The 12610-nt window shown below is 62.5% G+C and carries 14 protein-coding genes; 1 reads left to right on the plus strand and 13 read right to left on the minus strand.

Features of this window, described 5'->3' with window-relative positions; all coding sequences use genetic code 11:
• Window positions 1-8: 8 nt before the first annotated feature.
• From FJ964_RS22655 to FJ964_RS22675, 5 genes are all read right to left on the minus strand, one after another.
• Window positions 9-980 (minus strand): quinoprotein relay system zinc metallohydrolase 2, encoded by a 972-nt coding sequence (locus tag FJ964_RS22655; RefSeq protein WP_140552459.1) that lies wholly within the window; start codon window positions 978-980, stop codon window positions 9-11.
• 35 nt (window positions 981-1015) lie between these two features.
• On the minus strand, window positions 1016-1756 hold the full coding sequence (locus tag FJ964_RS22660; protein WP_140552511.1) for an ATP-binding cassette domain-containing protein: 741 nt from the start codon (window positions 1754-1756) through the stop codon (window positions 1016-1018).
• Window positions 1725-2471: an ABC transporter permease gene (locus tag FJ964_RS22665; RefSeq protein ID WP_224519073.1), complete on the minus strand. Its 747-nt coding sequence runs from the start codon at window positions 2469-2471 to the stop codon at window positions 1725-1727. The genes FJ964_RS22660 and FJ964_RS22665 overlap by 32 nt, the downstream gene beginning before the upstream one ends.
• A 77-nt stretch (window positions 2472-2548) precedes the next feature.
• Complete coding sequence (locus FJ964_RS22670) at window positions 2549-3535, minus strand: ABC transporter substrate-binding protein (RefSeq protein WP_140552461.1); 987 nt, start codon at window positions 3533-3535, stop codon at window positions 2549-2551.
• A 31-nt stretch (window positions 3536-3566) separates the two neighbouring features.
• Entirely contained in the window at window positions 3567-3776 is a 210-nt protein-coding gene (locus tag FJ964_RS22675) for a hypothetical protein (protein ID WP_140552462.1), read from the minus strand.
• 361 nt (window positions 3777-4137) lie between these two features.
• On the opposite strand from FJ964_RS22675, the gene FJ964_RS22680 reads away from it, so the two are divergent.
• Window positions 4138-4518: a cytochrome c family protein gene (locus FJ964_RS22680; protein ID WP_140498230.1), complete on the plus strand. Its 381-nt coding sequence runs from the start codon at window positions 4138-4140 to the stop codon at window positions 4516-4518.
• A 48-nt stretch (window positions 4519-4566) separates the two neighbouring features.
• On the opposite strand, the gene gph is transcribed toward FJ964_RS22680, so the two are convergent.
• From gph to tkt, 8 genes are read right to left on the minus strand one after another with little or no spacing between them, the layout of a single operon-like run.
• Window positions 4567-5268 carry a phosphoglycolate phosphatase gene (gene gph / locus FJ964_RS22685; RefSeq protein ID WP_140552463.1) on the minus strand — a complete coding sequence of 234 codons (702 nt, stop codon included), beginning with the start codon at window positions 5266-5268 and terminating at the stop codon, window positions 4567-4569.
• Window positions 5265-5822, minus strand: a complete 558-nt coding sequence (locus FJ964_RS22690; RefSeq protein ID WP_140552464.1) for a thioredoxin family protein — start codon at window positions 5820-5822, stop codon at window positions 5265-5267. The genes gph and FJ964_RS22690 overlap by 4 nt, the downstream gene beginning before the upstream one ends.
• Window positions 5823-5843: 21 nt before the next feature.
• Window positions 5844-6530, minus strand: coding sequence for a ribulose-phosphate 3-epimerase (gene rpe / locus FJ964_RS22695; RefSeq protein ID WP_140552465.1), 687 nt, complete (start codon window positions 6528-6530; stop codon window positions 5844-5846).
• A 59-nt stretch (window positions 6531-6589) separates the two neighbouring features.
• A complete protein-coding gene (gene cbbX, locus FJ964_RS22700; RefSeq protein ID WP_140552466.1) occupies window positions 6590-7528 on the minus strand; it encodes a CbbX protein in 939 nt (312 codons plus the stop codon).
• Between the two features lie 8 nt (window positions 7529-7536).
• Entirely contained in the window at window positions 7537-7971 is a 435-nt protein-coding gene (locus tag FJ964_RS22705) for a ribulose bisphosphate carboxylase small subunit (protein WP_140552467.1), read from the minus strand.
• An 18-nt stretch (window positions 7972-7989) separates the two neighbouring features.
• Window positions 7990-9483 (minus strand): ribulose-bisphosphate carboxylase large subunit, encoded by a 1494-nt coding sequence (locus tag FJ964_RS22710; RefSeq protein ID WP_140552468.1) that lies wholly within the window; start codon window positions 9481-9483, stop codon window positions 7990-7992.
• 21 nt (window positions 9484-9504) lie between these two features.
• Window positions 9505-10584: a class II fructose-bisphosphate aldolase gene (fba, locus tag FJ964_RS22715; RefSeq protein ID WP_140552469.1), complete on the minus strand. Its 1080-nt coding sequence runs from the start codon at window positions 10582-10584 to the stop codon at window positions 9505-9507.
• An 11-nt stretch (window positions 10585-10595) separates the two neighbouring features.
• A complete protein-coding gene (gene tkt / locus FJ964_RS22720; protein ID WP_140552470.1) occupies window positions 10596-12602 on the minus strand; it encodes a transketolase in 2007 nt (668 codons plus the stop codon).
• Window positions 12603-12610: the final 8 nt, after the last annotated feature.

Here is a 12610-nt window from a genome sequence, read left to right on the forward strand (position 1 = left end):
GGTGTGGTCTATTCCCATTCGAGTTCAGCAAAAGCAGCCGTTGCGTTGCGCTCATTGTAGTCGTCGAACAGGTGCCATTTGCCCCGTTCGCTTCCGGCGGCGGTTTTGACGGCCTCTCGGAGCGGCGTCCCGTCGGCGATCGCCTTGCGGATATCGCGCGCCAGAATCTCGAAATAGCGCCGTTCTCCTGCCAGCGCCTGCGGCCAGTCGGCCGGTACCGGGCCATGACCCGGAACGACGCGCGCAGCGGCGATCGTGGCGAGCGCATCCATCTGGCGGAGCCAGCCAAGCAGCGATCCGTCGAGCGTCGGCAAGGAACCCATGAACACGAGATCGCCGGCAAAGAGCGTGCCGGTCTCGGGGTCGAAGACGGTCAGGTCGTTGTCGGTGTGCGCAGCCTTCCATGCCCGCAGTTCGAGCATGCGCCCACCGAGGTCGAGTTCCAGGCGATCGTCGACCAGCATCGCCGGCGAAACGATCTCGACTCCCTTCATGAGCGCTTCGCCGACCTGTTCGCGATAATTGTGCAGATAGAACGCGCCCCGCGCCTCGAGGGCACGCGGCAGATTGCGATGGCCAACGATGGTCGCGCCGATCTCCCGGAATGCCGCATTGCCGAAAATGTGGTCGGGATGCATGTGGGTGTTGATCAGGAAGCGAACCGGTTTTGCGGTTATCTTTCTGATCGCGGCGAGGAAGGCGTGCGCCTCGATCAGGCTGCCGCCACTGTCGATGACGGCAACCGCATCGGTGCCGACGACGACGCCCAGATTGCAGATTGCACCGTCGTTGGTTGCGGTCATCAATTCATCCACGCCCTGAAAGGCGAAGACGCCGTCGGCGATTTGGCCAACCGAGAACCGCAGGCTGCCGGCCGCGGCCAGGGCGGCTCGTCCGAGGCAGCATGGCAGCAAGGCGGCGCTGGCGGCGGTGCAGGCAAAGCCACTCATAACCCTGCGTCGTAGCCGATCAATCGACATCGGGTCCTCCGGTATGCATTTCGCCATCAGGGCGGTCAGGTGACGCCCGGAAATCTTTGACGGAACGACCGCAGAAGGTCGCTCATCACCTGTGAATTGCGGTGTTGGCGAGGCAGCCGCACATCGAACACGCCGAGCACATGTGCTGGTCGCGGCGCGAGCACGATGATGCGATCCGACAGCATCAGCGCCTCGCGTAGATCGTGCGTTATCATCAAGGCGGTCGTAGGCCGTGCCGACCACACCGACAGAAGCAGGTGACGAAGCCGCTCGGCGGTCCGGTGGTCGAGCGAGACAAAGGGTTCGTCCAGGACAAGCATCGCCGGCTCGGTAGCGAAGGCCCTGGCAAGCGCTGCCCTGCGCGCAAGGCCGAGTGACAGTTCCGCAGGATAGAGCGAGCGCATGCCGGCGAGGCCGAGAGTTTCAAACAGATCGTCGAGGTTCTTCGTTCTCAAGCTTTTCGGCAACGCCAGCCTGACATTCTGCTCCACCGTTCGCCACGGCAGCAAGATCGGCTCCTGGAACACGGCCGCGATGCGGTTGGAGCCTCCTTGCGGCAACTGGAAGGATCCGGAAAAATCCTTGTCCAACCCAAGCAGGATACGCAGCGTCGTGGTTTTGCCGCAGCCCGACGGCCCCAGCAAGCAGGCGAATTCGCCTTGCCGGACCTCGAAAGAAAGGTCCTGAAGCGCCGTGATCGAGACGCCTTGCGCGGACCTGAAAGTCTTTTCAGCGATATCGACCCTAAGCGGGACGACGGCGCCAACGGGTTGCATGTCGTTCAACGGGTTGCACCAGAAGAAGTTCGATGACGAGCATCACCGCCACGAAAGCCAGCGTGTAGGCAAGAATGGCGGCGACGTCGAAGAGCTGGAAATAGAGATGGATCTGGAAGCCGACGCCGTTGGAGCGGCCGAGCAGTTCGACGACCAGGACGATCTTCCAGATGAGGGCGATGCCGGATCGTGACGCGGCGGCAAGATAGGGTTGCAATTGCGGCAGCAGGATGTGGCGGATGCGATCGAGAGGGCCGAAGCGATAGACGGTGGCCATTTCGGCATAGCTCGGATCAAGCGCCCTGGCGCCCTCGCGCATCGTCACCACGACATTCGGGATTTTGTTCACCGCCACCGCGCCGATCGCCGCCGCCTCGTTGAGGCCGAACCAGATGTAGCCGAGGACGATGACCACCAGTGCCGGGATGTTGAGGAACAGAATTACCCATGGATTGAAAAAGCGGTCGGCGCGACGATAGCTGCCGAGCAAAACGCCGATGACCGATCCTATGATCATCGCGACGATATATGCCGCGGCGACCCGGCCGAGGGTCGCGCCGAGATGATAGAAGAGGTCGCCGCTCGCAGCCTCCCTGAGGAGCACCTGCCAGACCTGTCCCGGCCCCGGGAGGGCACGGCTCCGCCAGACACTCGCCGCAAGACTCCACAGCAGGCAAAGCCCGAGCAAGGAAACCGCCACGGTCAGAGCGGGCATCAGCGTTGTCGCGACCCTGGCTCGCCCGGACATGCTCGTCGGGGCACCTCGCGTGCCGTTGCTGGTTTCCGGCGCGGTCATTTCGCGCGGTCCTGCCAGAATGTGCCGGGCGCCATCTCGGGCGCGCTGCCGACCAGCTTCGCGCCACCGATCGCCGCCAGCACATGATAGAGCCTGCCGGCGTCGGCCGCTTCCTCGGCGACCGCCCGCCTGGGGATGCCCTGGCGGTAGCGGTCGCGCAGTTTTTCCAGTTCTTTGCCTTCTGCGCGAATGATCGGCGCCAGGCGCAGCCACTCCTCGTCGGATCTCGCCAGCAAGTCTTTGGCTTGCGCGGAGGCCCTGACGAAGCCCCCGGCGGCATCGGGGTTCTCGTTCGCCCATTGGTCATGGAAGACGTAACCGAGTGCCGACACAGGTCCCAAGGCGCCGAGCGCACGCGCCGCATCGTTCACGCCGATCAAGCGACGAAAGCCGTTGGCCTCGAGGCGGGCGCAGAAATGCCAGAAATTCAGCACCGCATCGAGTTCGCCCTGCATGGCCTTTTCCGAAATCAGCGGTGGCGCCCCAAAGATGATGTCGCTGGTTGCCAACAGGTCGATCCCGTAGTCGCGTCTGGTCAGGGCCTGTACCAGGAGCCAGCTCTTGTCGAGCGGGCCACCGGCGACGCCGATCTTCCTGTGCTTGAGGTCGGCGACCGTCCGGATCGGCGCCCCCTCCTTCACCATGATCGCCCCCACAGCGGTCGAATAGGGGGCCAATGTGAGGTCGCCGCCTTCCGACCGTTGGCGCGAGACCCATAGCCAGTCGGAGACGATCATGTCGATCGCACCGGCCAACAGCGCGACGTTGGTCGCGTCCTCCCCAGCGAAATCGATGATCTCCAGATCGATCCCGTTCGCCACATCGAATTTGTGTTGCCTCAGCGTGTCGAGTTCCCAACTCACGGTTCCAAATTTCAGGACGCCGATGCGAATCCTGGCTGCTGCAAAGACCGGCTTGGCGGCAACAGCAGCGACTGTGCCGAGAATCGCTAGACGCAGCGTGTTGCGCCGTGAAATCATCATGACACCTTCTCCCTGGGCTCCAGGACGTCAATCAGATCGCTCGTTCCTTGCTCGGAAATGCGCATTTCCAGCGCATGACCTTGAGGGTCGGGTGTTCCTGAGACCATTTCGCGATCTCGCTGGGCGCAAGGAACATGCATTGGAGCAGAGAGCCGCGGCTCTCGAAATAGAGGTGTTCGTCTCGGCAATTGCCCGGATTGGTGCTGAGGCACACCGTCAATATGAGATCGACCATATCCATTTAGCACCTCTTGCGCTCCGGGACGCCTGTCTCGACTGGTCCGGCCCAGTGAGGAGCCTGGACAGAATCGCCAGTTGCCGGATTCCCGAGGTGCCAGTGGAGAAACCGGAATGTGTTGAAGCTACGCATTCGCCCGATGGCCGTCAACAAAGACGAATACCGGTATCCTGGGGACCCAAGCCTCTGTACCTTTATACGATTGACTTTCACCGCACGCCAACTAGCTTTCCGATTCACGCGGCGCCGCTTCACAAAGGGGAAGCGGATACTCCACTCCACCGCGTAAGGTGCATGCCAACGGATGAAAGATCGGCATGTGCAAAATCGTCCAGGGCACCCAGACGATCCATGAGGAAATGCCATGCGCGCAATCGCATTTTTCGCAGTCGTGTTTGCTGTGTCCTTTATCACAAGCCAATCCCAGGCACAGGATGCCGCGGCGGGTGAGAAGGTCTTCGCCAAATGCAAGGTCTGCCATGTTGCCGACCAGGACAAGAACAAGGTCGGCCCGTCGTTGAACGGCGTCATCGGCCGGACGGCTGGCACACACCCGGGATTCAGTTACTCCCAAGCGATGGTCGCGGCAGGCAAGTCCGGCGTCAAATGGGACGAACCCACGCTGACGACTTACCTTCGCGATCCCAAGGCCATGGTCAAAGGAACGAAGATGGCGTTCGTCGGCCTCAAGCAGGACCAAGACATCGCCAACGTCATCGCCTATTTGAAGCAATTCTCGAAATAGCGGCGGCGCCGGCCGTTCGAACTTGCGTCCGGCCGGCGTTCGCCCCGATCAAGCACCGGCTTGCAGCACCTGCATCGCCGCAGGCAGGTCGAAAAGGCTGTCGCAAACCTGGTCGGCGCCAAGCTCTTCAACCGGAAAATGGGTGTATCCGCCGCGCAGCAGAATGACGGGCATGCCGGCGGCGCGTGCGGCGCCTGCGTCGGCGCCACTGTCTCCGACCAGCAGCGCGTCACAGGGGTCGACTCCAAGCTGGGCGAGCGCCAGCAGCAGAGCATCGGGCGCGGGTTTCAGGCATGTCACTGCGTCTCCGCCAATGATCGCACCGAAATATTCCGTCAGTCCGAAATGCAGCAGGATCTCGCGAGTCGCCAACTGCGGTTTGTTGGTCGCCACGCCCATGGCCACTCCCTTCGCGTAGAAGTGTGTGAGAACCTCCCTGACGCCAGGCATCAACCTTGTCAGGCCGGTCAGATGTCGGCTGTAGATCGGCGCCATAACGCGGTTGGCTTCATCGAGCGCGTTGCCGAGGAGCGGCGTCCCCGATGCCGCGAAGGCCCGCTCGATCAATTTCCTGACGCCACCACCGATCATGGCCTTGACCTGGTCCAGGCGCAACGGCGGCAGATCGCGGCTGGCCAACAACTCGTTGACGGCGGCCGTTATATCAGGCGCCGAATCGACCAGCGTGCCGTCGAGGTCGAACAGGATCGCCTTCGGCGGTCGAAGCGACCGACCTGCGCCGACATTCATGCAGCATCCTTCCACTTGATCGAGCAGCCGATCGAGGCGATCTGGTCGAACGGACCATCGCCGGTTCGGGCAACCTGCTTCATCGCCTCGAACAGATCGCGTCGCAGCCCGAGCGGTCCGGATTCGCGTCGCGACGCGTCCAGCCGGCCGCGATATTGCAGTCTCAATTCGCTGTTGAACCCGAAGAAATCGGGAGTGCACACCGCGGAGTAGTCGCGCGCTACAGTCTGTGCCTCGTCATGCAGGTAAGGGAAGCTGAAGCCGTTCGTCATGGCGAAGCGCTTCATTTGGTCGAAGGAATCGTCCGGGTAGGCGTCGGCATCGTTGGAGTTGATCGCGACGAAGCCGATACCTTCGGCCTTGAGATCATTGGCGTCGCGCACGATGCGAGAGATCACGGCCTTCACATAAGGGCAGTGATTGCAGATGAAGGCCACGACCAGGCCATTCGGGCCAGCGTGACCGAAGATGGAATGCGACGTGCCGTCGACGCCGGGCAAAACGGCATCGATGGCGGGCCAGCCGAAATCGCATACAGGTGGGACCGCAGCCATGTTCGTCTCCCCGACAACGGTTTACGCGGCTTTCCGGATCGCGCCATCGGCCGTCTGTCTGATGGCGCCGATATTGGCACGATAGGCTGCCTCGGTGCCTCCCTTGAATACAGCCGAACCGGCGACCAGTACGTTGGCGCCAACTGCGGTGACCAGCGGGGCGGTTTCGGCCGTGACTCCGCCGTCGATCTCGATGTCAATCGGGCGATGGCCAACCAAAGCCTTGATCCGTCTGACTTTCTCGACGACCGCTGAAATGAAAGCCTGGCCGCCGAAGCCTGGATTGACCGTCATCAGCAGCACCAGATCGAGCCGGTCGAGCACATACTCGATGACACTCTCCGGCGTCGACGGATTGAGCGACACCCCGGCCTTCTTGCCAAGATTCCTGATCGCCTGCAATGAGCGGTCGAGATGCGGTCCAGTCTCGGCATGCACCGTGATGATGTCGCAACCGGCATCGGCGAAGGCGGCCAGATAGGGGTCGGCCGGCGCGATCATCAGATGGCAGTCGAAGACCTTGTCTGTTCGGCCACGGATCGCCTTGATGACCGGCGGACCGAAGGTGATGTTGGGTACGAAATGCCCGTCCATCACGTCGAGATGGATCCAGTCGGCGCCCGCCTGAACGACAGCTTCGACCTCGTCGCCGAGCCGCGAGAAATCCGCGGAAAGCACGGAGGGCGCAATGATTGTCCTGGTGACCATGGTCGTCGTCTCCAATTTCTGTCTTCCATCTCGGGTCGCCGCCAGCCGGCTTCGTCCTGTCAGTGCGCCTTCGTCTCCGGTTCGCCTTCGAGCTTCCCTTCCGCGAATACGCGGCTGCCGCGGATATCGGATTCCTCGATGGTGATAAGGTCTGCCTTGGTCAGGGCACGGCTTCGCGATGCGAAAAGCCGATTGGCCTGGCGAAGCCGCGCCCGGTCCAGCCCATTGCGCACCGAGCGCGCGTTGGAGAAATGCGGCAGCCTCATGCGGATCGGAAGATACTCTTCGAGCGCCTGGGCGGCCGCCTCGCTGAGGCGGTAATTCTGCTCCGCCAGCATGATCTCGGCGATCGATTTCAGCTCGCTGACACCGTAGTCGGGAAAATCGAGGTGGTGGGCGATGCGCGAACGCATGCCGGGATTGCTGTCGAAGAAACGATCCATCTTGTTCTTGTAGCCGGCAAGGATCACGACCAGGTCGTCACGGTTGTTTTCCATGCATTGCAGCAGGATCTCGATCGATTCCTGGCCGTAGTCGCGTTCGTTCTCGGGCTTGTAGAGGTAATAGGCCTCGTCGATGAAAAGCACGCCGCCCATGGCACGCTTGATCACGTCGCGCGTCTTGGGTGCGGTGTGGCCCACATACTGGCCGACGAGATCGTCGCGCGTCACCGCGACCATGTGGCCTTCGCGGACATAGCCGAGGCGATGCAGGATTTCGGCCATCCTCAGCGCCACGGTGGTCTTGCCCGTGCCGGGATTTCCCGTAAAGTTCATATGCAGCGTCGGTGCGCCAGAGGTCAGACCGAACTTGCGGCGAAGCCGGTCGACCAGGAGAAGAGCCGCGATCTCGCGGATGCGGTTCTTGATCGGCTTCAGGCCAACGAGTTCGCGGTCGAGCTTGTCCATCACCTCGTCGATGTTGGACGCTTCGAACTCGGCCTGCAGATCAACCGATTCGTCCTGCGCGCCAGCGCCCTTTCCTATCGTGTCCAGCATGGTTTCAGCTAGCTCCGCTCGCCCTCGGGCCTGTCGGTCGCATAAGGCACGATCGAATAACCCTGGCTGCGGCCGTCGCGCTCCTGGCGCAGCAGCCGGAACCCGGGCTCGCTGGGCGGCCGGTTGACGATGAACGACATGCGCGGCGCTTCCCATCCCTTGGTCGAATCGAATGCGGTTACCCGGACATACATGTTCGGACAGGCTTTCCGGCAAGCGTTGACTTCAAGCAGGATGCCCGCCGGGTCTCTCAAGTCGAACATCGGGTTGCCGTACATTTCCCAATAGGTGTTTCGCGGATGCGGATCGTCGGTGTACTCGACGCTGACGGCCCAGTGGTTCTTCAGCGCGTATTTGATCTGCGCCGAAATCTGCTCTTCAGTCAGGTCGGGCAGGAACGAGAACTGTCCCTGCGTGACCTTGTTTCCCGGATTGGTCATCATGGCGACGGTTCCTTTCTTCTAGAAGCTGGGCGTTGCGGTCGGCATGAAGTCGGCCGTGTCGGTCGATTCATAGTTGAAGGTGACATCCTTCCAGGTCTCCAGGGCAGCCTTCAGCGGGGTGCACCATTTGGCCGCCTGTTCGAGGATTTTGGTTCCTTCGCGCAAATAATCGCGTCCCTCGTTGCGGGCCAGGATCATCGCTTCCAATGCAACGCGATTGGCCGTCGCGCCTGCCTGGATGCCGTCGGGATGGCCGATCGTGCCGCCGCCGAACTGCAGGATGACGTCCTCGCCGAGATAATGGATCAACTGGTGCATCTGGCCGGCATGGATACCGCCCGAGGCGACGGGCATCACCTTGTTGAGCGAGGCCCAGTCCTGATCGAAGAACAGCCCGGTTTCGAGGTTCTGCGGCGTGCGCTCCTCGCGCAGCGTGTCATAAAACCCCTTGATCATGAGCGGGTCGCCTTCCAGCTTGCCGACCACAGTGCCGGCATGGATATGGTCGACGCCGGCCATGCGCATCCATTTGCAGATGACGCGAAAATTCATGCCGTGGTTCTTCTGGCGCGAATAGGTCGAATTACCGGCGCGGTGCAGGTGCAGGATCATGTCGTTGCGGCGTGCCCACTTGGCCATCGACTGGATCGCCGTGTAGCCGATGACGAGGTCGATCATGATGATGCAGGAGCCAAGCTGTTTGGCGAATTCGGCGCGCTCGTACATCTCCTCCATCGTGCCGGCGGTGACGTTGAGATAATGGCCCTTGACCTCGCCGGTGGCAGCTGAAGCCTTGTTCACCGCCTCCATGCAGTAGAGGAAGCGGTCGCGCCAGTGCATGAAGGGCTGCGAGTTGATGTTCTCGTCGTCCTTGACGAAGTCGAGGCCACCCTTCAGCGCCTCGTAAACGACGCGGCCATAGTTGCGGCCTGACAGACCGAGCTTCGGCTTCGTCGTCGCGCCGAGCAGCGGACGGCCAAACTTGTCGAGCCGCTCACGCTCCACCACGATGCCGGTTGCGGGTCCCTGGAAGGTTTTGAGATACGCGACCGGGATGCGCATGTCTTCCAGCCGCAGCGCCTTTACCGCCTTGAAGCCGAACACGTTGCCGATGATCGACGCGGTCAGGTTGGCGATCGAGCCCGGCTCGAACAGGTCGAGGTCGTAGGCGATGTAGGCGAAGTACTGTTGCTCGGTCTTGGTGCCGGGACCGGTGTTTGGAACCGGCTCGGATCTGAACGCCTTGGCGCGGTAGAGCTCGCAGGCCGTCAGCCTGTCGGTCCACACCACGGTCCAAGTTGCGGTCGACGATTCACCGGCGACGGCGGCCGCTGCCTCCTCGTGGTCGACACCGGGTTGCGGCGTGATCCGGAACATGGCGATCAGATCGGTCTCCTTCGGCCTGTAGTCCGGCTCCCAGTAGCCCATCTTCTTGTAGGGAATGACCCCTGACTTGTAGCGTTCCTTGCCTTCCTGGAGCGTACCCGCTGGCAATATATCGATCTTGTTCATGACAGGTCTCCTGTTTGTTGCTCAGGCGGCTTTCGCGGTTGCGATATGTGGCGCGAGTTTTCCCGCGGCATAGCGTTTGGCCATTTCGTCCATGGCGATGACCTTGATCTTCGAGGCGTTACCCGCCGTGCCGAAACGCTCGAAGCGGTCTCGGCAAAGATCGTGCAAGGCATCCATGGCGGGCTTCAGGAATTTTCGGGGATCGAACTCGCGCGGATTCTCCGTCGCGACGCGGCGAAACTGCCCTGCCATGGCCATGCGGCAATCGGTGTCGATGTTGACCTTACGCACGCCGTAGCGGATGCCGCGCTCGATCTCCTCCACGGGGACGCCAAAGGTCTGGGGCATCTCGCCGCCATATTTGTTGATGATGTCCTGCAGTTCCTGTGGCACCGAGGAAGAGCCATGCATGACCAGATGCGTGTTGGGCAGCTTCTCGTGGATCGCCTCGATCACCTGCATGGCCAGAATGTCGCCGTCCGGCTTGCGGGTGAATTTGTAGGCGCCGTGCGAGGTGCCGCAGGCGATCGCCAGCGCGTCCACCTGGGTTGCGGCCACAAAGTCGACCGCCTGATCGGGATCGGTCAGGAGTTGGTCGTGGGAGAGCGCGCCCTCGGCGCCGTGGCCATCCTCGGCCTCGCCGTGGCCGGTTTCCAGCGATCCGAGCACGCCCAGTTCGCCTTCGACGGAAGCCCCGACCCAATGCGCCATGCGTGTGACGCGTTCGGTTACGGCGACGTTGTAGGCATAGCTTGCCGGAGTCTTGGCATCTGCCATCAGGGATCCGTCCATCATCACCGAGGTGAAGCCGTGGCGGATCGCGGAAAGGCAGGTGGCCTCGTCGTTGCCGTGGTCCTGATGGATGCACAGCGGAATGGCTGGGTGCATTTCCGTCAATGCTTCCATCATCTTGGCCAGCATGACGTCGTTGGCATAGGACCGGGCGCCACGTGAGGCCTGGATGATGACAGGCGCGTCGCAGGCTTTGGCCGCCTCCATGATTGCGAGGCCCTGTTCCATGTTGTTGATGTTGAATGCAGGGACGCCGTAGCCGTGCTCGGCGGCATGGTCGAGAAGCTGGCGAAGGGTGATGCGGGCCATTGTGGGTCCTCCTAGACGATGAGCTTCAGCGCCGCCGCGGCAACCGCTTCGGACGTTATGTTGAAATGCCGGTAGAGATCGGGGGCAGGGGCGCTGGCGCTGAAGCCGGCCATGCCGACGACAGCGCCCGTCTCGCCGACCCAGCGGTCCCAGCCCAGCCGGGCTGCCGCTTCGACCGCGACGCGTGGCGCGGAGCCGAGAACGGCCTTGCGGGTGGCGTTTTCCTGCTCCTCGAAAAGTTCCCAGCACGGCATCGAAACAACCGCGGCGGCGACGCCATGCTCGGTCTCCAGCCTTTCGGCGGCAGCAACCGCGATCTCGACCTCCGAGCCGGTGGCGATCAGGGTGACGGCGCGGTGCCTGGCTGGCTCGCGCAGGACGTATGCGCCCTGGCTGGAGCGGTTCGCATCGCTGTGCGCCTCACGCAGCATCGGCAGGTTCTGGCGCGACAGCACCAGCACGCTCGGCCGATTCTTGCTCTTCAGCGCAAGTTCCCAGCACTCCGCCGTTTCGATGATATCCGCCGGGCGGAAGACATTGAGGTTCGGCGTCGCACGCAGCATCGCCAGGTGCTCGATCGGCTGATGCGTCGGGCCGTCCTCGCCGAGGCCGATGGAATCATGCGTCATCACGTAGATGACGCGCTGGCCCATGAGCGACGAGAGCCGTATCGCGCCGCGCGCATAGTCCGCGAAGCACAGGAACGTACCGCCATAGGGCACGAAGCCTCCATGCAATGCGATGCCGTTCATGGCGGCGGCCATGCCGTGTTCACGAATGCCGTAGTGGATGTAGCGGCCGGCATAGTCGCTCGGCGCAATGCGTTTCATGCCTTTGGTGATCGTCAGATTCGAGTGCGTCAGATCGGCCGAGCCGCCGACGGTCAACTCCGTGGCGCCGTTGATGACCTCCAGCGCCATTTCGGAAGCTTTTCGCGTTGCCACCTTGGTTGTCTTCTCGACATGCTCGCGGCGAAAGGCATCGAGCGCTTCGAAGACCGCGTCGGGCAGTCTGGCGGCAACCGCGTTCTCGAAGGCCTCTCGCTGCGGCGAGGCGGCAAGCCGCTGCTCCCAGGCGCCCCGCATCGCTTCGCCGCGGCCGGCAATTTCGCGCCAGGCGAAAAGCACGTCGTCCGGCACCTCGAACGGCGCGAAGGTCCAGCCGATGTTCTCGCGGGTCGCGGCGATCTCTGCCTCGCCCAGCGGCGCACCATGCGTCTTCTCCGAGCCGCCGAGGTTGGGGGCGCCCTTGCCGATCACTGTGCGGCAGGCAATCAGCGACGGTCGATCCGACCGCCGCGCCGCCTCGATAGCCGCCGCGACAGTTTCCATGTCGTGGCCTGAGACCGTTTGGACATCCCAGCCGGCGGCTTTGAAGCGCGCCGGCTGGTCCATCGACGTGGACAGGGAGGTTGGCCCGTCAATGGAGATCGCGTTGTCGTCCCAGAAGACGATCAGGCGGGAAAGCTTCAGGTGGCCGGCGAGGTCGATCGCCTCGTGGCTGATGCCTTCCTGCAGGCAGCCGTCGCCTGCAATCACATAGGTATGATGATTGACCAGATCGGCACCGTAGCGGGCAGCAAGCATGCGCTCCGCCAACGCCATGCCGACCCCCGTGGAAATGCCTTGTCCGAGCGGGCCGGTGGTGGTCTCGACACCAAGCGCATGGCCATATTCCGGATGTCCGGCCGTGCGGCTGCCCAACTGCCGAAACCGCTGCAACTCCTCGACCGGCATGTCTTCATAGCCAAGCAGATAATGCAGCGCGTATTGCAGCATCGAGCCATGGCCGGCTGAAAGAACGAAACGGTCACGGTCCGGCCAGTCCGGCCTGGATGGATCGATATTGATAAAGCGGTTGAACAGCACCGTTGCGACATCGGCCATGCCCATCGGCATGCCGGGATGTCCCGAATTCGCTTTTTGGACGCTGTCCATCGCCAGCACGCGAATGGCGTTCGCCATGTCGAGCTCCGAGACGACGGCGGCGGCAGGCTTCAGTGCTGTTTGGCTGGTCATGGCGTCCT

The sequence above is a fragment of the Mesorhizobium sp. B2-3-2 genome (assembly GCF_006442295.1).
In the GTDB taxonomy this organism is placed as follows: Bacteria; Pseudomonadota; Alphaproteobacteria; order Rhizobiales; family Rhizobiaceae; genus Mesorhizobium.

What these genes read in the sequence shown, in the direction of transcription:
- FJ964_RS22705 (WP_140552467.1), bottom strand. Translation starts at nt 7,971, where the DNA reads ATGATGACCAATCCGGGAAACAAGGTCACGCAGGGACAGTTCTCGTTC.
- tkt (WP_140552470.1), bottom strand. Translation starts at nt 12,602, where the DNA reads ATGACCAGCCAAACAGCACTGAAGCCTGCCGCCGCCGTCGTCTCGGAG.
- FJ964_RS22665 (WP_224519073.1), bottom strand. Translation starts at nt 2,471, where the DNA reads ATGCCCGCTCTGACCGTGGCGGTTTCCTTGCTCGGGCTTTGCCTGCTG.
- FJ964_RS22675 (WP_140552462.1), bottom strand. Translation starts at nt 3,776, where the DNA reads ATGGATATGGTCGATCTCATATTGACGGTGTGCCTCAGCACCAATCCG.
- FJ964_RS22710 (WP_140552468.1), bottom strand. Translation starts at nt 9,483, where the DNA reads ATGAACAAGATCGATATATTGCCAGCGGGTACGCTCCAGGAAGGCAAG.
- rpe (WP_140552465.1), bottom strand. Translation starts at nt 6,530, where the DNA reads ATGGTCACCAGGACAATCATTGCGCCCTCCGTGCTTTCCGCGGATTTC.
- gph (WP_140552463.1), bottom strand. Translation starts at nt 5,268, where the DNA reads ATGAATGTCGGCGCAGGTCGGTCGCTTCGACCGCCGAAGGCGATCCTG.
- cbbX (WP_140552466.1), bottom strand. Translation starts at nt 7,528, where the DNA reads ATGCTGGACACGATAGGAAAGGGCGCTGGCGCGCAGGACGAATCGGTT.
- FJ964_RS22660 (WP_140552511.1), bottom strand. Translation starts at nt 1,756, where the DNA reads ATGCAACCCGTTGGCGCCGTCGTCCCGCTTAGGGTCGATATCGCTGAA.
- fba (WP_140552469.1), bottom strand. Translation starts at nt 10,584, where the DNA reads ATGGCCCGCATCACCCTTCGCCAGCTTCTCGACCATGCCGCCGAGCAC.
- FJ964_RS22670 (WP_140552461.1), bottom strand. Translation starts at nt 3,535, where the DNA reads ATGATGATTTCACGGCGCAACACGCTGCGTCTAGCGATTCTCGGCACA.
- FJ964_RS22690 (WP_140552464.1), bottom strand. Translation starts at nt 5,822, where the DNA reads ATGGCTGCGGTCCCACCTGTATGCGATTTCGGCTGGCCCGCCATCGAT.
- FJ964_RS22680 (WP_140498230.1), top strand. Translation starts at nt 4,138, where the DNA reads ATGCGCGCAATCGCATTTTTCGCAGTCGTGTTTGCTGTGTCCTTTATC.
- FJ964_RS22655 (WP_140552459.1), bottom strand. Translation starts at nt 980, where the DNA reads ATGTCGATTGATCGGCTACGACGCAGGGTTATGAGTGGCTTTGCCTGC.